General features: G+C 34.4%; 16 protein-coding genes. 9 read left to right on the top strand and 7 right to left on the bottom strand.

The features are described from left to right. Position 1 precedes the first annotated feature (1 nt). From Q4Q34_RS14180 to Q4Q34_RS14165, 4 genes are read right to left on the bottom strand one after another with little or no spacing between them, the layout of a single operon-like run. A complete protein-coding gene (locus tag Q4Q34_RS14180) occupies positions 2-595 on the bottom strand; it encodes a hypothetical protein (RefSeq protein ID WP_303315765.1) in 594 nt (197 codons plus the stop codon). Continuing rightward, positions 588-1,919 carry a V-type ATP synthase subunit B gene (locus Q4Q34_RS14175; protein ID WP_303315766.1) on the bottom strand — a complete coding sequence of 444 codons (1,332 nt, stop codon included), beginning with the start codon at positions 1,917-1,919 and terminating at the stop codon, positions 588-590. Before Q4Q34_RS14175 ends, Q4Q34_RS14180 begins: the two co-directional genes overlap by 8 nt. Further along, a complete protein-coding gene (locus tag Q4Q34_RS14170) occupies positions 1,900-3,645 on the bottom strand; it encodes a V-type ATP synthase subunit A (RefSeq protein WP_303315767.1) in 1,746 nt (581 codons plus the stop codon). The genes Q4Q34_RS14175 and Q4Q34_RS14170 overlap by 20 nt, the downstream gene beginning before the upstream one ends. 21 nt (positions 3,646-3,666) lie before the next feature. Further along, positions 3,667-4,809 (bottom strand): universal stress protein, encoded by a 1,143-nt coding sequence (locus tag Q4Q34_RS14165; RefSeq protein ID WP_303315768.1) that lies wholly within the window; start codon positions 4,807-4,809, stop codon positions 3,667-3,669. 752 nt (positions 4,810-5,561) lie between these two features. Between Q4Q34_RS14165 and Q4Q34_RS14160 the strand changes: the two genes are divergently transcribed. The 3 genes from Q4Q34_RS14160 (at position 5,562) to Q4Q34_RS14150 (ending at position 7,461) form a co-directional block, all read left to right on the top strand. Then, complete coding sequence (locus Q4Q34_RS14160; RefSeq protein ID WP_303315769.1) at positions 5,562-6,368, top strand: universal stress protein; 807 nt, start codon at positions 5,562-5,564, stop codon at positions 6,366-6,368. Between the two features lie 11 nt (positions 6,369-6,379). Next, positions 6,380-6,550, top strand: coding sequence for a hypothetical protein (locus Q4Q34_RS14155; RefSeq protein WP_303315770.1), 171 nt, complete (start codon positions 6,380-6,382; stop codon positions 6,548-6,550). A 77-nt stretch (positions 6,551-6,627) separates the two neighbouring features. After that, entirely contained in the window at positions 6,628-7,461 is an 834-nt protein-coding gene (locus Q4Q34_RS14150; protein ID WP_303315771.1) for a universal stress protein, read from the top strand. 56 nt (positions 7,462-7,517) lie between these two features. On the opposite strand, the gene Q4Q34_RS14145 is transcribed toward Q4Q34_RS14150, so the two are convergent. Continuing rightward, positions 7,518-8,537, bottom strand: coding sequence for a glycosyltransferase family 4 protein (locus Q4Q34_RS14145; protein ID WP_303315773.1), 1,020 nt, complete (start codon positions 8,535-8,537; stop codon positions 7,518-7,520). 98 nt (positions 8,538-8,635) lie between these two features. Then, the gene (locus tag Q4Q34_RS14140) at positions 8,636-9,433 is read right to left on the bottom strand and encodes a lipopolysaccharide kinase InaA family protein (RefSeq protein WP_303315775.1); all 798 of its coding nucleotides are present in this window, start codon (positions 9,431-9,433) and stop codon (positions 8,636-8,638) included. 329 nt (positions 9,434-9,762) lie between these two features. On the opposite strand from Q4Q34_RS14140, the gene Q4Q34_RS14135 reads away from it, so the two are divergent. The 6 genes from Q4Q34_RS14135 (at position 9,763) to Q4Q34_RS14110 (ending at position 15,087) form a co-directional block, all read left to right on the top strand. After that, complete coding sequence (locus Q4Q34_RS14135; protein WP_303315777.1) at positions 9,763-10,872, top strand: glycosyltransferase family 4 protein; 1,110 nt, start codon at positions 9,763-9,765, stop codon at positions 10,870-10,872. Further along, positions 10,865-11,434, top strand: a complete 570-nt coding sequence (locus Q4Q34_RS14130) for an L-threonylcarbamoyladenylate synthase (protein ID WP_303315779.1) — start codon at positions 10,865-10,867, stop codon at positions 11,432-11,434. The genes Q4Q34_RS14135 and Q4Q34_RS14130 overlap by 8 nt, the downstream gene beginning before the upstream one ends. 143 nt (positions 11,435-11,577) lie before the next feature. Continuing rightward, positions 11,578-12,996: a CCA tRNA nucleotidyltransferase gene (locus Q4Q34_RS14125; RefSeq protein WP_303315780.1), complete on the top strand. Its 1,419-nt coding sequence runs from the start codon at positions 11,578-11,580 to the stop codon at positions 12,994-12,996. Position 12,997: 1 nt separating this feature from the next. Beyond that, the gene (locus Q4Q34_RS14120; RefSeq protein ID WP_303315781.1) at positions 12,998-13,450 is read left to right on the top strand and encodes a GNAT family N-acetyltransferase; all 453 of its coding nucleotides are present in this window, start codon (positions 12,998-13,000) and stop codon (positions 13,448-13,450) included. 82 nt (positions 13,451-13,532) lie between these two features. Continuing rightward, positions 13,533-14,549 (top strand): COX15/CtaA family protein, encoded by a 1,017-nt coding sequence (locus Q4Q34_RS14115; RefSeq protein ID WP_303315782.1) that lies wholly within the window; start codon positions 13,533-13,535, stop codon positions 14,547-14,549. A 25-nt stretch (positions 14,550-14,574) separates the two neighbouring features. Continuing rightward, positions 14,575-15,087: an IS1096 element passenger TnpR family protein gene (locus Q4Q34_RS14110; RefSeq protein ID WP_303315783.1), complete on the top strand. Its 513-nt coding sequence runs from the start codon at positions 14,575-14,577 to the stop codon at positions 15,085-15,087. Between the two features lie 233 nt (positions 15,088-15,320). Here Q4Q34_RS14110 and Q4Q34_RS14105 read toward each other — a convergent pair whose 3' ends face one another. Continuing rightward, positions 15,321-16,397 carry a hypothetical protein gene (locus Q4Q34_RS14105; protein WP_303315784.1) on the bottom strand — a complete coding sequence of 359 codons (1,077 nt, stop codon included), beginning with the start codon at positions 16,395-16,397 and terminating at the stop codon, positions 15,321-15,323. Positions 16,398-16,441 lie beyond the last annotated feature (44 nt).

The raw sequence follows: 16,441 nt of genomic DNA, 5'->3' as shown, positions 1-16,441 counted from the left end.
TTTATGCTTCGTTTTTTAGAATATTCATCCACTTTCCACTCAGATGAGTGTTCAAAAGCGCTGCAACTTCTTCTGGTGAAATATGGTAACTCCACCCTTCGTCTGTTTTAATAATCGACAATCTATTCAGCATATTATCTGCCTTAGTTATGGAGACAAAGTCCTTTGATGTCTTCAAATGCTGATGAATATGATCGGCAAGCGCTTGCTCGAAATCTTCCGAGAGCTTTAATTCTATACCGCTACCAATATTCTCGATCACCTTCACTACCGCAGATTTTAATAGGTCTGGGGTGAACACCTTGTGGACTTCCTTTTCTAGTACTGCTCCAAAAAGTTTGAGCAAACTGTTTTGTAACGTGATATGAAGGTCTCTGGCCGCTTGTTGTAGAGCACTTTTTCCTTTACTAAGGGTAGCTTCCTTTTCTTTCTCAGCATCCATAAGAATCTGTTTCCTTTTCTCTTCGGCGACCTTCACTATTTTTTTTGCCTGTGTATGGGCATCTTCCACTATTTTTTTTGATGCTTTGTCAGCAGCATCGATAGCCTCTGATTTTAGTGTGGTAATTAGCTTATCCAGTGTCTTCTCACTCATCGATATGGTCTTTTAAGATTTTGAACTTTCCTTTTTCAGGCCAATACTCCTCGATTAATTTTGATGACAGTCCGATCTCTTCTTTTTTGAAATGTTTTGCCAAAATATCCCAGCATAGGTCAAGGGCGTCCTCCAGTTCAAGAAAACGAAATGGATCCATCAATTCCTTTTGAAATGTGTTGCGATATTCTAAGAGTCTTAGGGAATAATCATCTTTTACCGACCCGAATTTCTGTGCTTTTACTCTCTCCTCGGATTCCGATAACAATCGAGCCATGGCATTCATAATGCTTCTATGGTCATGGCGAGTCTTATCATTGACCTGTTGTTTCAATCGGCTTAGTGAGCCGAACAGCTCTAAATACCCATCTTTCATATAGAATTGGCCTTCTGTGATATACCCGGTATTATCAGGTACAGGATGGGTAACATCATCCATGGTGGTCACTCCAAGAATGGTTAAACTACCAGCACCGTCAATATCAGCCGCTTTTTCATAACGACTCGCCAACTGGGAATAAAGGTCTCCTGGATAGCCCTGATTGGCCGGTATTTGATCTTGGGCATTGGCTACTTGTCTCAAATAGTCCGACCATTGGGTCATATCCGACAATAGCACAAATACACTTTTTCCTTGAAGAGCAAAACGTTCACCAACGGCAAGAGCTAAATCAGGCACCATTAATCCTTCAACGATGGAATCCCGATGGGTGTGAACAAACATAATAGTCTTGTTTTTGCTCCCAGCTCCTTCAATACGCTCCCTGAAATAATGAAACTCGTCATATTTCAACCCAACACCACCAATAATGATAACATCTGCATCGGTCTGGGTAGCTATGTTGGCCAGCAAGCGGTTATAAGGTTCTCCCGCTTTGGCAAAAATGGGTATTTTTTGTGATCGCACTAAGGTATTAAACACATCTATCATAGGCACACCAGTACGAATCATGTCCTTGGGAATAAGCCTTTTTACGGGGTTGATGGAAGGTCCCGCCACCCGAATCATGTCCGATAACAGTTCCGGACCACCATCAATAGGCTGACCATTACCCGAATAAACCCTTCCCAGCATATCGCTTGAAAATCCTATCTGTACAGGTTTACCGAGAAAACGAATCTTACAATCGGTTGAAACACCAAACCCACCACCAAACAACTGGAGTGTTACCTGATCGCCATCCAGCGCAATAACCTGTGCAAATGCCTTGTCCCCGTTTGGATATATAACCTCAGCCAGTTCCTTGTTGTGCACACCTTTCGCCTTCATGCTAAGAATGGATCTCCCGATACTGGCTATGTTCTCATACGTTTTCTGTAACATGACTTTTTATTTTTAACAAATTCAATAGCTTGGACTTCTGTTTCTCGAAACCTGTATCATCCACCCGCATCGAATTCCAATCAATATAGGCTTGTCTTATAAAATTGAAATGTGAACGAATCTTTTCTTTTCCCTTAATCGTTATCTGAGCATCGATAATCTCTTTTACCACATCAAACATCAATCGCAATCGATCTGGAGAAGTGACGCTGTCTACTTCATGAAAACTGTTCTGTTGCAGAAATACCGCATCGAATAATTCGGCCTTTTGATACTGGATATAGGCCTCATCGGTAATTCCCTTTTCACCCATCAGGATGATGTTCGCAGCAATGCTCTTTCCTTCACGAAGTAGTTTTAATAGAAAGGATACTTCTTCACGCGTTAGTAGCGAAGGATATTTGGAATTGCTATCAATACGGTCAATAGCAGGATATTTACGTGCATCGGACAATGCCCTAGATAATCCCCAAAAAGCCCCCGTACTCAATAAGGTAGCTTGGGTGACTGGTTCATCAAAGTTACCACCTGCTGGAGATACCGTACCTATAATACTAAGTGATCCTGTACTCCCATCCGCAAGGGTTTCAACACCAGCCCGGTCGTAGAATGCCGAAATGAGGGTAGAAATGTACATTGGAAAAGCCTCAGGGCCAGGGATTTCTTCCTTTCGACCTGAAATTTCCCGAAGTGCTTGCGCCCAACGTGATGTTGAATCGGCTAGAATAAGTACATTCAACCCCTGTTTCCGATAGTACTCGCCTACCGTTGTCGCTACATATACCGATGCTTCCCGCGCTGCCACAGGCATAGAAGAGGTATTACCTACGATAAACGTACGGTCCATCAATGATTTTCCTGTTCGTGGATCTATTAATTCGGGAAAATCCTTGAATACTTCTACTGCTTCGCCTGCACGTTCACCACAAGCAGCAATAATTACAATATCTGCTTGTGAGTGTCTAGCCAAACTGTGCTGTAGTACCGTTTTACCTGCCCCAAAAGGGCCTGGATTACATGCCGTTCCCCCATAAGCTATTGGGAACAGAGCATCAAGAATCCTTATACTTGTTGGCATAGTTTGCATGGGAACGGAACGCTCGTGAAAAGGCATAGGTTTTTTAACCGGCCAATCGAATGCCATTTTCAAAGCTATGGAAGCTCCTGAAGCGTCTAAAATTATGGCAATGTCTTCGCTTATAGTATAGTTGCCTTCCGATGCAATATATTTAATAGTAACGTTTCCCTCTACAGAGAATGGTACAAAAATCTTGTGTTGAAACATTTTTTCGGGAACATAACCAAGTATTGAACCACCAGTGACAATGGCTCCAGTATCTACTAATGGTGTAAAATGCCATGTTGTGGTCGTATTCAAAGGATTTACCATAAGCCCTCTTTCAAGGAACCATTCTTTTTTTGCTAGCTCGTACAAGGGATTTTGAAGACCATCCGTAACAGAACCCAATATGCCAGGGCCTAGTTTTACAGTTAGAGGAAGACCAGTGAACTCCACAGGGTCTTCTACTTTCATCCAACTGGTATCTTCAAAGACCTGAAGATAGACTATTTTACCAGGCTTCACATCGATAACTTCCGATTTGAGACGTTTACCATCCTCGATTATAATATATGCTATTTCGCCGTTCATCACCGCTCCTTCAGTGGTTTTAACACCAACTAACGACTCGTTTACACTGATCACTCTTCCTTTTGCTTTTTGCATTGTTCTTGGATATTGTATTTATCAGCGTCCTCTTAACTTGCGAACTTCTTCCTCTATTTTCGTGTACCAGATTTTGTCCTTTATGTCCCTTCCATTTTTCCTGTAACTCTTAGCCTTTTCCGGGTCATTCAATTTTTCGTACATCTTAGCCAAACTAAAATAAGCGGGCACATGCATGTTGTTGATGTTCAGGCACGCTTTCAATTGGCCGATAGCTTCCTGGTAAAAACCGTCTGCATCTAATTGTATAGCTGTTTTGTAAAGATTTTCTATATCTCGAATGTTTGTTTCCAATTGTAAGGCAATCACATCCTCTGATTTTAAGGTGAGGAAAGAACAAGGAACTTCCCGCACAACCTTTTTAGTGACGCTACCCATAATCAGACGGTTTAGCCCTGTTCTTCCAACGGTACCCATTACAAGCAGATCAATCATTTTTCTAGAAATTGTACTTAGTATTTCTTCAGCAGGATTTCCTTTAGGGGTTTCTTTAGTCCATTGTAAATTAGACAAGTTGAAATCTTTCAAAAAGGCATCGAACTTTGCTTTGTGCTGATCGCAGCGGATGTCATTTTCATCTTCCCTGTCCTTTTCGGACATGAACCATATGGATCCTTGCAATTCGCAAACCCCCAGAATGGTCAATTCTGCCCTAAATCGGCGGGCAATAATGATGGCATTTTTAAGGGCCCGTTTCGATGCTTCAGAAAAATCGACTGGACAAAGGATGTGTTGCACATTGAGTGGTACATCTTCTTTGACCACAAAAACTGGTTTTTCGCTTTTTTGAATGATTCTTTCTGTTGTAGTACCTAATTGAAATCGATCTCCCTTTCGACTTTCACCAGAACCTGTCACAATCAGATTCGCATTAACGTGCACTGCCTCCCGAACGATACCATCATGTGGTGAACCGAACTCTAAAAGTGGTTTTCCGACTTCTGCTCCTCCATTTTTTATCTTCTTTACTGTCTCCTCCAACTTCTCCATAGCCGTTTCCCTCAGTAATAATTTTACTTTTTCGTTCACAATATCATCGGGAAGTATATGAATTGGAATGACTTCCGATTGAAAGACCTTTGCTAGCTCCATCGAAGTTTCTACCACATTTTTAGAGGACTCGCTAAAATCCTGTGCCAATAAAATCTTGTCTAATAATTTCATATGTTCAAATTCTATTTTTTTTATGTTACATATCATTTGCCATTAAACATTTCGATTGGTATCAAAATCTGTATAGCCCATTTCATATAACATATTTTAGTCCTACAGGTTTTATAAATTAATCACGAATATGAATATGCTGCCTTACACCGATAGATTACTTTCGATATTGAATTCTTCATATTCAGAAGATATCCATACTATTTTGTATAAAATTATTATGTAATCCTTTAGAAAAACTTAAGAAACATATGTTCAACATAAAAGAGTAACTTTCACAGAAGATATTAGCAAAACATTCAGCACACTAAACATCTCACCTTCAAAACTATAACCAAATATTTTGTTATGGTTTTTTCTCCAAAAATTATTAAATTTTTCTATTTTTATTACTTGTAATTTTAAAGATAAAAGCATGCTTTTAAATCTGAGTTTATTGAAACAAACAGGTTATGCCTAATCTTGTATTTAATACTGAGTTACATGTTAAAAAAATGAAGTGAAAAAAGAAATCCGTGATTCTTTTTCATTGATCAAGATGCGATTTCTATTTCCAATTTGAGTTTTAGTTGACCGCTTTCTGGTTTCTAAAGTTTGTCTAAAGATTTCGTTCCTAAGTTTGTATGATGGGTAAGATATTTTTACGGTTGAAAATAAATCCGCTAAGATTCTCCCAAAGGTATGATTGAATCACAAACGATGAAATCAAAATCCCATAGAGAAGAATATACTCACATTAAATATTTTGTAAAATGAATAAGATTCTTGTCCCTGTCGATTTTTCGGAGACCTCTTTAAATGCGTTGTCGTATGCCATTCAACTATTCGGGAGTTCTCCAATTGAAATAACGGTTTTGCACATTTATGGAGCTAAGTCAAACGCCGCTCTACTTATGAAATCAATAGATAGTATACTGGAGAAAGACGCACGAAGCGAAATGGATGAATTAATACAAAAAGTACGAAAAGAACATCCAGACATTACGCTAAGCTCAAAAATAATTAAAAACTACGCCATTTCTGCTATTGCGTCTCTAGGGGACAGTGGTAACTACGATTTTATTGTCATGGGCACCAAAGGAGTCAGTGGACTCAAAGAAGTTTTTATTGGAAGTATTGCTGGCGGGGTCATCTCTAAGACTACTGCTCCTGTAATCGTTGTTCCTGCAGCATACAGTTTTCACCCTCTTAATGAGATTGTTTTTGCCCTCGGCAAAAATCCTTTCTTTAGTACAACAGTGGTAGATCCTTTACGCAAAATTGCAACAATGCACCAGAGTAAAATCAAAGTCCTTCATATCGCAGATAAAAAAACACCAGATATGCAAGAAGCCACGAATATTTTGAGTACTATAAAAGATCTGAACCCTTCGATGACGTATAGGTTTGGTACTGGTAACACGAATCAAGACCTAAATGATTACCTGATGAAACACCAGTCTGGGTTGCTTTGTCTTGTTCGAAGCAAGAAAGGATTTTTTGATCGTATCTTAAACGAAAGTGTTACTCTGAAACAGACTTTTAACAGCCCTGTACCATTACTTATTCTACATGACTAAACCTTTAAGACATGAAAAAATTATTTATTATTTTACTAACAACTGTAGCGTTTGCTATTTTTAGTTGTGGTTCAACAAAGAAAACCGAAGACCGGTCTACTTCAAAATCTACGACTAGTAAAATTGAGTTACCTCCAAATGTTGCTTCTAACAAATATTCGAAAAAACGGCATAGACACTAAGGAGTTTTAATAAACAGAAAGTACTTTATAAATGAGGTGATTTTTTGATACATATAATGATCACTAAAAAAATGATAATGGATTCAAAAATAATTGTTTACCCTACGGACTTTTCTTCTTGTGCAGAAAATGCAATAGATTATGCCATCGCCATGGCAAAGGCAATGAAATGTACTATAAATATAGTACACTTTATGGATACTTCTGGGGCTATAGAATTGGAAGAAAACCCAATGCGGTTATTGAGAGAAATGGAAGTGATAGAAAAAAAAGCAGAACACCGATTAAAGAAAATAGCGACAAAAGCCCTAGAAAATGGCGTTGATAGCCAAACAGAAGTGCTGAAAGGTAGTAGACTTTCATGGTTATCAACTTATTTAGAAAAAAATCCTCCTCATTTGGTGGTCATGGGTACGCAAGGCTCTAACTGTCTTGAGAATAGGATTTTAGGGAGTGAAACCTACAAAGTTATTAGGGATACCGATTTTCCTACCTTTGTTGTTCCCGAAATGGCCTCCTTCAAGGGGTTACAGAAAACAATCTTTGCTACAAATTATCAAAAAAGAGATATAGATAACCTCAAGTTCCTTGTAAAAATTGCAGAATACTACAAAGCCGCCATTGATGTAGTTCATGTTAGCGATACCAATCTTACCAAGATGGAAAGGCATCATTATACAACCAATTTAAAAAATGATGTTTTTAAATCGATTAATTATCACAAACTGGATGTTAAGTTCTTATATTCAACCGATGTTGCAGAACGGCTCGAAATATTGTTAAAAGAATCTGATGCGGATTTATTGGTATTGGTTACAAGAAAACGGAATTTTATTGATCGCCTTTTTAGTAAAAGCATTACCAAAAGTATGGTGTACCATACCCATACTCCGTTACTCATATTTTCATAAGTATTTTTTGTGGATGCTTATCCAAGATTCACGTTAAAATAGACAACCTGTAATAATCAACTTAAAAACAGTTCATCAATCTTTTTAGAGCAATTTTCCCAAGTATAGTCCAGAACTGTATCCTTTATATTTGCTTTAAGCAAAAAACCTGCTTCTATAAGTGGTATAACTGTCTCATATTTAGCATCAATATCAAATAAAAAACCATTTTTTCCATGTTCTATAATATCTGGGCAAAATCCTGTTTTCGATGCAACTGGGACACAGTTGGACATCATAGCTTCAAGTACTGGCACTGGACCTCCTTCTAACAAGGAAGGAGAAACAAATACGTCCATTTTGCTATAAAGATCAGGATAAGACTCATAAGGCACATTATTATAATAGGTAAAATTTGGCATTAGAGAAAGCTCCTCAAACCTATTGTAATCTTCCCAGTTGCGCCCAACCAAATAAAACGTTCTATCTGGCATATTTTTAACCAAATCAAAAATCAAATCAGGATTTTTTCTGGGGCCATAATTAGAACAAAAGCCTACCCCTCCAACACCTCTTTCATGGTGATAAAAAAGCTTAGAGGATGTAGCTATATGCATCACTTTAAATATCTCAGACCTTCCTCCTAAATCTATTAAGTACTTCTTAATGGCCGAATTAAGACAAATAACATAGTCTGCTTTGTTAAGACACCATATAACATGTGTTTTAGAATACTTCTTAGACCAGGTAGGATGCGTAAACATGACTATATTTTTCTTATTTAATATATTTGGAGTACTCCGTATACATCTACAAAAATAATTCTGGTAAATATAATAGTAAGCATCAGCACTAGGCAGATTACGCAATTTGTTATGGTAATAAGTTTCAGCATTTAAAGATGAATATCGTGACAAACGTCTTGTCTTAGCACCAAAAATCCAATCTTTATCTTTTTCCCTTGCAACATAAACAACCTTATCAATTTTATCGGTAGTCTTCTTGTAGAATTTAGATCGTAAAATTGCAATGAGATATTTCCACTTGTGAAATATTAAAAAATATAATTGCTCTTGAAAGTTTCCTGTTTTTGGCATATTTATTTTATAAACTTTTTTAGTTTACTCATAATTTAATAACATGAGGCAACTTATAAAACGTAATAAACTTCTTTATTGTTAATCTTAATCCAGAGTTAAATCGGACTATCTGAAACCTTGTTTTTATATTTTTCTTTCCAGAAAAACAGTCTTTTTTTAATACGAATTTTTCGATAATACGCATGTTGAAATTCTCTGGTATATTGCCACATCAAATTAAATACCTTTTCTTCTTCATAACCAGAACATTTTGCATATTCGTTGCTCATAATCTCTATCATTGATCTATGAATAGTCAATTTTGAAAAGTTTTTAATTCTCTCATTAAAATCCATAGTACCAAACTCCATCCGATTGAGATCAACTAAATAAAACTCATAACCCTTTTCTTTTCTTTCAATCAATGTATTTCCAGGAGAGTGGTCTAGAAAATTCACTCCATTTTCATGAAGTTTATAAGTAAACCTAGTAAACTCCCTAAGTATTTCTTCATGATCTGGAATACTAAAATCTGTAGTTAATTCTCTATAAGTCAAATCACAATCTATCAATTCGCTTACATAGTAGCTTTTTTTAAATAAAAAAGGGGTTGTTTGAATTTCATAGGCTACAGGATAAGGCGTATTTATACCAAACTCAATTAATTTATTTGCGTATAAGTATGACCTTTCTGCTTTAGATTTCCTAAAAAAACGATAGACAATTTTATTAAAGAGATTGGGTATTCTAAATGATTTTATAGTATACTTTTTACCATCAATAGGTACTATTTTTATTACGTTACGTTCTGCAGCACCCAATACATCCTTATACCCTTCAAATTTTAAGATAGTATCCTTTACCTTATCACTCAAAGAGCTATACTTATGATGAATTACAAATCTCTTTTGCATTAATTAGCTCTTTATTTTAAAACTTAGATACTGCAACGTTTTATGACCATTCTCAGTAACTGTTTCAAGTGTATTCTGTGGTTATTCTTTTCAGTCTGTGCAAATATATTCAAATAAAAATACAATAGAATCTTTATAAGATTAGTATTGTAAAACCGAATATGATAATTACCATTTGTTTAATCTGGTTTCAACTTGTACTTTTGATTTCTAAAAATTGAAGCCTATTACGAAAGACATTTCAGTAACACCTTAAATTACAATCCTTATTATCTATTTCTATACAGCGCTTCTCTTTATTATAAAAATCGACTTTAATCAAAAATAGTATGCACGTACTACATTTATCTGCAGTTACAAATTGGGGTGGTGGTGAAAATCACATAGAAAATTTATGCTTTGAATTAAAAGAATCCAATCCCGAAATTAAAAACACCATCTTATGTGCCCGTGATACTCCATTTCACAAGAGGTTAGAGAAAACAGACCTCAATTTCATTACAGCACCATTAAAAATTAAGGTTGATCCCAGATATTTTTTAAAAATTGGACGTTTTTGCAAGAAAGAAAAGGTCGATTTAATTCATATTCACGAACCCAGTGCTTTATTTGCTGCCATACTAGCGGATAAACTTTACAATTTGCCCCCGTTTGTTTTTAGCAAAAAAACGTCTTTCCCTATAAAACAAAGAAAAAAGACGCTTTATAAATATAACTATGCAAAAATCAAAAAAATATTATGCGTATCAGATGAATCAAAAAGAGTCGCAGAAAAAGCAATTGTAGATAAAGATAAATTATTAACTATTTATCATGGAACGAATTTAAAAACCAAAAGCACAGAAACGCCTTTTCTCCTTAAAGAAAAATATAACATAAATGGTGATAAAATCATTATAGGAAATATAGGCAATCACATCAAAGCAAAACACCTGGAAACCTGGATTGATGTTGCCGATAACATTATTAATAAAAAGAAGAATACTGATTTTATTTTTGTACAGATAGGCACTTTTTCCGAAAGAACCGAGGCTTTAATTGATAAAGTAAAATCGTTAAACCTAGAAAGTTTTATGATTTTTGTAGGCTATCAGCCAAATGCCTCGAATTTTATATCGCAATTTGATATAAGTTTAATAACCTCTCAAAGTGAAGGAATACCACAATTTATATATGAATCTATGTACCATAAAACTCCTGTGATTAGTACAGATGTGGGAGGAATCACAGAGGCCATAGAACATGATGTTTATGGATTAATTGCGCCAGTGTATGATTCAGAAACATTAACAGAACATATATTTAAACTCTCTAAAGCCCCTCAATTACAAAAAGAATTCACGAAAAAAAGTCATGAAAAACTGCTGGATCATTTTACAACCAGCAATATGGCAAAACAAACCTTAAATATTTACAAAACAGTATTGAATTATGGCTAATCAAAACGCCGAAATCGAAAAAGCAATCTCAATTTTAAAAAAAGGTGGACTCATACTCTACCCTACAGATACAGTTTGGGGCATTGGCTGTGATGCAACAAATGAAGAAGCAGTTAAAAAAATTTACGAACTGAAACAACGTGAAGACAGTAAAGCATTAATATGTCTTGTAGCGGATGATAGAATGCTCACAAAGTTTGTGAAAAAAGTGTCCGAAGTGGCTTTAAATATTATTGATATCTCCGAAAAACCTACGACCATTATTTACGACGATGCTCAAAATTTAGCACCTAACTTAATTGCAAATGATGGCACCATAGCGATTAGAATTCCAGATGATGAATTTTGTTACCAACTTTCTAGAAAACTTAATACTGCTATCGTTTCTACTTCAGCGAATATAAGCGGACAACCTACTCCAAAATCGTTCAAAGAAATAGCTCCAGAGGTTTTAAAAGGTGTAGACTATGTTGTAAATTTGCATCGCGAAAAAACCTGCAATAAACCATCCTCAATTATTAAATTGAGTAATAGTGGTATTGTTAAGATAATCCGTGAATAAAATTAGCTACTAATACACGGCTATTTATGGCTAACATTATTTGCACAGATGAAAATTCTAGCTAATTTTCATAAAGATTTATTAAACCACAAAAGAATCGGATCGTATTATAAAATATTCGTGAATTCGTGGCAACAAAAAAAATGAATTACAAAAAAGCAATACAACATAATATCTTCAAAATTATATCTCAATCTGCTAAAGAATTAAATTTAGACAGCTATGTTATTGGTGGTTTTGTACGTGATTATATACTAAAACGAGGTAATGCAAAAGACATAGACATCGTTGCTGTTGGAGATGGTATAAAACTAGCAAAACAAGTTGCTAAAAATCTTCCTACCAAACCAAAAGTACAGGTTTTTAAAACCTATGGTACAGCCATGCTTAGATACGATGATATCGAAATTGAATTTGTTGGAGCTCGTAAAGAATCTTATAGTGAAAATAGTAGAAACCCTACTGTAGAAAATGGCACGTTAGAGGATGATCAGAACCGTCGTGATTTCACTATAAATGCATTAGCTTTAAATTTGAACACCACTAATTTTGGTGATTTACTAGATCCTTTTGATGGCATTAATGATTTAGAAAAGCAAATTATTCGTACACCTTTAGCACCAGACATTACTTATAGTGATGACCCATTGCGGATGATGCGTGCCATACGTTTTGCGACTCAATTGAATTTCGTAATAGAAAATGAATCATTACATGCGATTACAAAAAATAGTCATCGAATTAAAATTATAACCAAAGAACGGATTGTTACAGAATTGAATAAAATTCTTGAAAGCAAAAAGCCATCTATTGGTTTTCTTTTATTAGAAAAAACGGGATTATTGGAATATATAATGCCAGAACTTATAGCATTAAAAGGCATCGATGAAGTTGAAGGGCAACGCCATAAAGACAATTTTTACCATACTTTAGAAGTTGTTGATAATATTGCAGAACATACAGATAATCTCTGGTTGCGTTGGGCCGCTTTATTACACGATATTGGTAAAGCACCAACAAAAAAGTTTAGCAAAAAAGTGGGTTGGACATTTCATGGGCATGAGTTTGAAGGTTCAAAAATGGTTTATCATTTATTTAAAAGGTTAAAAATGCCATTAAATGACAAAATGAAGTTTGTTCAGAAAATGGTGTTTATGAGTTCACGACCTATTGTATTGGCTCAAGATATTGTAACAGATTCCGCTGTACGTCGCCTGGTTTTTGATGCTGGCGATTATGTTGAAGATTTAATGACTCTTTGCGAAGCAGACATTACAACCAAAAACCCTAAAAAATTCCAGAAGTATCATAACAACTTTAAAATAGTTCGAGAAAAAATTATTGAAGTTGAAGCACGCGATCATGTTAGAAATTTTCAACCACCAATTTCAGGAGAAGAGATTATGGCTACATTTAATCTAAAACCATCTCGCGAAATAGGTTTAATAAAAGATGTTATAAAAGAAGCCATACTTGAAGGAGATATTCCAAATGAGTATGATTCTGCATATAAATTAATGATAAAGGAAGGGGAACGATTGGGATTAAAAACCACTTCTTAAAATGATTAAACTCGTTAGAACCGATTCTAATAATACCGACTTTGTTTTTTTAGTAGAATTATTGAATGATTACTTAAAAATAGTAGATGGAGCTGATCATGAATTTTATAATCAATATAACAACATTGATGTATTAAAACATGTCATAGTTGCTTATATAGATAACAAGCCCGTTGGTTGTGGTGCTTTTAAAAAATATACAGAAAAGGAAACTGAAATAAAACGCATGTTTACACGTCCTGAAACTAGAAGCCAAGGTGTTGCTTCTAAAATATTAAAAGCATTAGAAGCATGGTCTGAAGAATTAGGTTTTGAAGCATGTCTATTAGAAACTGGAAAACGTCAAGTAGAAGCTGTTCAGTTTTATAAAAAAAACGCTTACATAGCAATACCAAATTACGGACAGTATAAAGGTGTAACAAATAGTGTTTGCTTTAAAAAAAGTATCACTTAAAAACTAATAATCACCTCGAATATCGTCGAGAGATTAACCTTGTTAGATAAAGAGAACGACTGCGGTCGACAACATAAAAAAGATGAAAAAAGATCATAAAAAAGTTATTTATTGGCTACTTACCGGATGCCTGCTTATTTTTATTATGGTAGTTGTTGGAGGTATTACAAGGCTAACCCATTCAGGATTATCTATATCTAACTATAAACTTATTTCCGGAACGATTCCGCCAATGAATGATGTTGAATGGCAAGAAGCTTTTAACTTGTATAAACAATACCCAGAATATCAAAAATTAAATAATCAATTTACGCTTCAAGATTTTAAAGATATTTATTTTTGGGAGTGGCTACATCGTGTTATTGGTAGGTTTATCGGGCTCGTATTTTTTATTCCATTTTTATACTTTTTAATAAAAAAACAATTATCAAAAGCCACAATTAAAAAATCTATCATTCTGCTCTGTCTTGGAGCCTTTCAAGGTTTTTTAGGCTGGTATATGGTTAAAAGTGGCTTGGTAGACAACCCAGATGTTAGTCATTACCGCTTAGCAGCACATTTAACAACCGCTTTTATAACGTTTGCTTATACTTTTTGGGTAGCCCTAGACTTAATATTTCCACATAAAAAAGACATCAATATCGCATTTAGAAACCTCATTCGGTTAAGTTTAGCCGTTCTATTGCTTCAAATTATATACGGTGCTTTTGTCGCTGGATTAGATGCTGGCTTTATACATAACCATTGGCCTATGATGAGTGAAGGTAAATTTATGCATCAAACCGTTTATATAGAACAAAGTCCACTATATAAAAACTTCATAGAAGGAAAAAGTGGGGTTCAATTTGTTCATAGAATCTTAGCATACATTGTGGTTTTATTTATTTTATTAATTTGGAAAAAATCAAAAAAACTAAACCTCACAATATATCAGTCTAAAGGAATAAATATTTTGCTAATCATTTTATGTATTCAGTTTTTGTTAGGTGTGTTTACTATATTATTACAGGTTCCCGTTTGGTTAGGTGTAGCACATCAAATAGGCGCTTTTTTCTTATTAAGCGCCATGACTTTTACTATGCATCGTTTTTCCAAATAATTCAAAAAAAACATACCTTTGCAACATGATTTACAGATTTAGAGTTATTTTAGATAATGATACCGAAGATGATATTTTTCGCGATTTAGAAATTCGCGAAACGGACTCTCTTGAAGATTTACATAATATCATTACTCAATCCTTTGGATTTGACGGAACAGAAATGGCCTCTTTTTATTTAAGTGATGACCAATGGAATCAAGGTGAAGAAATTTCGTTGTTCGATTTAAGTGAAGATAACTCTGCTCGTTTAATGAACGAAACAGAAATTAGTAGCGTTGTACATGAAGTACAGCCAAAAATGATTTACATATACGACTTTTTAAGCATGTGGACTTTCTATGTTGAATTAGCTGAAATTGTTGAAGAAGCTAAAGGCGCAGATTATCCTAATTTAATGTTTGTTCAAGGTCAAGTACCAGATGAAGCTCCTGATAAATTATTTGAAGCAGATACCGATGATGATCTTGATGAATTTGAAGATGGTATTGATGTTGATGATTACAATAATTTAGACTTTGATGAGAACTGGAATTAATAATTAACGTTAATCCGATACAACTTCAGTTTTATTTAAATGAAAATCAGTTAATTATATTCAAGTGTCAGGTTGAGTACTTCGGCTACACTCAGTATAAACTAAAGTCGAAACCTAATTAAAACAACTGAATTTTTAAAACCTTTCGACTACGCTCAAGGTGACAAGCTTTATTTTATTAAACTTTTGTCTATTTTTTTATAAATTTTATATCGAACTCATATTAATTGATATCAATCCTCATCATAAGATCTTAAATTCTCTAATTTTATATTTTCATAATTACGGGTTAAAAACTCTAACGCATATCTAAGTATCTCTCCCATATTTTTACTGCGCTTAAAATTCACATCATGAGTATATTCAAAAATTGTAGACTTTAATAAGTTTACGTTTTCTTCTTTAGAAATAACGTCATTCTGCATACAATCTAACAATTTATTTATCCTTTCAGAAAAACTCTTCAACCGTTTTACTAAAATAGAGCGTTCTTCTGTTTTGTATTGATCTATAGATAATTTCTGTATACTCTCAGAAACCAATTCTACCATTTTTAAATTTTCTTTAAAAAACTGAGGCCTGTAAATATTAAACTTACCTTCATAAGACTGTTGATCAAAATCAATAGCCCTAATTTTATAAACCACATGGTCAAAATCATGAGTCGGTACAATAACATAATTATAAGATCGCATATCTCCTAACAACCTAATCATACACCGTTCATTAAACTTTACAAACTCCTTTGCTATTTGAGCCTTTTCAGGTTTACTACACTTAGGTAACATATTTTTTATAAACTCATCACCAGGGATGCCAGATATATGTTCCTCAATAAGTGTGTTTTTATAAACCAAAAAGTTAAGATTATGAGGAGACAACATATGTTCCAGTTCCAAACCATAAATACGAGACGCATCGGTCGTTTTTATATAAAAATAAGTAAAGTTGTCATTTAAAATATTTCTAACCTTTACTCTAAAAGGTTTAGAATTTCCGAATGTACAAAAATCAATAGCATCAACATTTAAAAAAGGCAATACGTCCTCATTACCATCAGAATGCAAAATAGTATATACCTTTTTTAATGAGGAGTCTATTTCTTCCCTTTCAAATTCATTATAATAAACTCGAATCCAAAGTGTATCGTTATCATCCTTATCGTAAACTACAATAGAGCCTTGAAAACGCAATAAATCATCATAAAAAATAGGTATTTTAGTATTCCTGTCATATTTGGTTAAATAATCATGTAATTTAGGAGTTACAGGATACGATGGTTTTCTTTTAGATATCTTTAAATCTTGCATAATTGAATAATTATTCAAATTTAAAACTTTTATTTAACAAGCCT

Origin of the sequence: Flavivirga abyssicola, from assembly GCF_030540775.2 — a bacterium.
Taxonomy (GTDB): domain Bacteria; phylum Bacteroidota; class Bacteroidia; order Flavobacteriales; family Flavobacteriaceae; genus Flavivirga; species Flavivirga abyssicola.
Note: the sequence above shows the minus strand (reverse complement) of the source record. Positions and strands in the feature narration are given on the sequence as shown.

What these genes read in the sequence shown, in the direction of transcription:
- Q4Q34_RS14175 (WP_303315766.1), bottom strand. Translation starts at nt 1,919, where the DNA reads ATGTTACAGAAAACGTATGAGAACATAGCCAGTATCGGGAGATCCATT.
- Q4Q34_RS14145 (WP_303315773.1), bottom strand. Translation starts at nt 8,537, where the DNA reads ATGCCAAAAACAGGAAACTTTCAAGAGCAATTATATTTTTTAATATTT.
- Q4Q34_RS14160 (WP_303315769.1), top strand. Translation starts at nt 5,562, where the DNA reads ATGAATAAGATTCTTGTCCCTGTCGATTTTTCGGAGACCTCTTTAAAT.
- Q4Q34_RS14105 (WP_303315784.1), bottom strand. Translation starts at nt 16,397, where the DNA reads ATGCAAGATTTAAAGATATCTAAAAGAAAACCATCGTATCCTGTAACT.
- Q4Q34_RS14115 (WP_303315782.1), top strand. Translation starts at nt 13,533, where the DNA reads ATGAAAAAAGATCATAAAAAAGTTATTTATTGGCTACTTACCGGATGC.
- Q4Q34_RS14155 (WP_303315770.1), top strand. Translation starts at nt 6,380, where the DNA reads ATGAAAAAATTATTTATTATTTTACTAACAACTGTAGCGTTTGCTATT.
- Q4Q34_RS14170 (WP_303315767.1), bottom strand. Translation starts at nt 3,645, where the DNA reads ATGCAAAAAGCAAAAGGAAGAGTGATCAGTGTAAACGAGTCGTTAGTT.
- Q4Q34_RS14120 (WP_303315781.1), top strand. Translation starts at nt 12,998, where the DNA reads ATGATTAAACTCGTTAGAACCGATTCTAATAATACCGACTTTGTTTTT.
- Q4Q34_RS14135 (WP_303315777.1), top strand. Translation starts at nt 9,763, where the DNA reads ATGCACGTACTACATTTATCTGCAGTTACAAATTGGGGTGGTGGTGAA.
- Q4Q34_RS14150 (WP_303315771.1), top strand. Translation starts at nt 6,628, where the DNA reads ATGGATTCAAAAATAATTGTTTACCCTACGGACTTTTCTTCTTGTGCA.
- Q4Q34_RS14140 (WP_303315775.1), bottom strand. Translation starts at nt 9,433, where the DNA reads ATGCAAAAGAGATTTGTAATTCATCATAAGTATAGCTCTTTGAGTGAT.
- Q4Q34_RS14180 (WP_303315765.1), bottom strand. Translation starts at nt 595, where the DNA reads ATGAGTGAGAAGACACTGGATAAGCTAATTACCACACTAAAATCAGAG.
- Q4Q34_RS14165 (WP_303315768.1), bottom strand. Translation starts at nt 4,809, where the DNA reads ATGAAATTATTAGACAAGATTTTATTGGCACAGGATTTTAGCGAGTCC.
- Q4Q34_RS14130 (WP_303315779.1), top strand. Translation starts at nt 10,865, where the DNA reads ATGGCTAATCAAAACGCCGAAATCGAAAAAGCAATCTCAATTTTAAAA.
- Q4Q34_RS14110 (WP_303315783.1), top strand. Translation starts at nt 14,575, where the DNA reads ATGATTTACAGATTTAGAGTTATTTTAGATAATGATACCGAAGATGAT.
- Q4Q34_RS14125 (WP_303315780.1), top strand. Translation starts at nt 11,578, where the DNA reads ATGAATTACAAAAAAGCAATACAACATAATATCTTCAAAATTATATCT.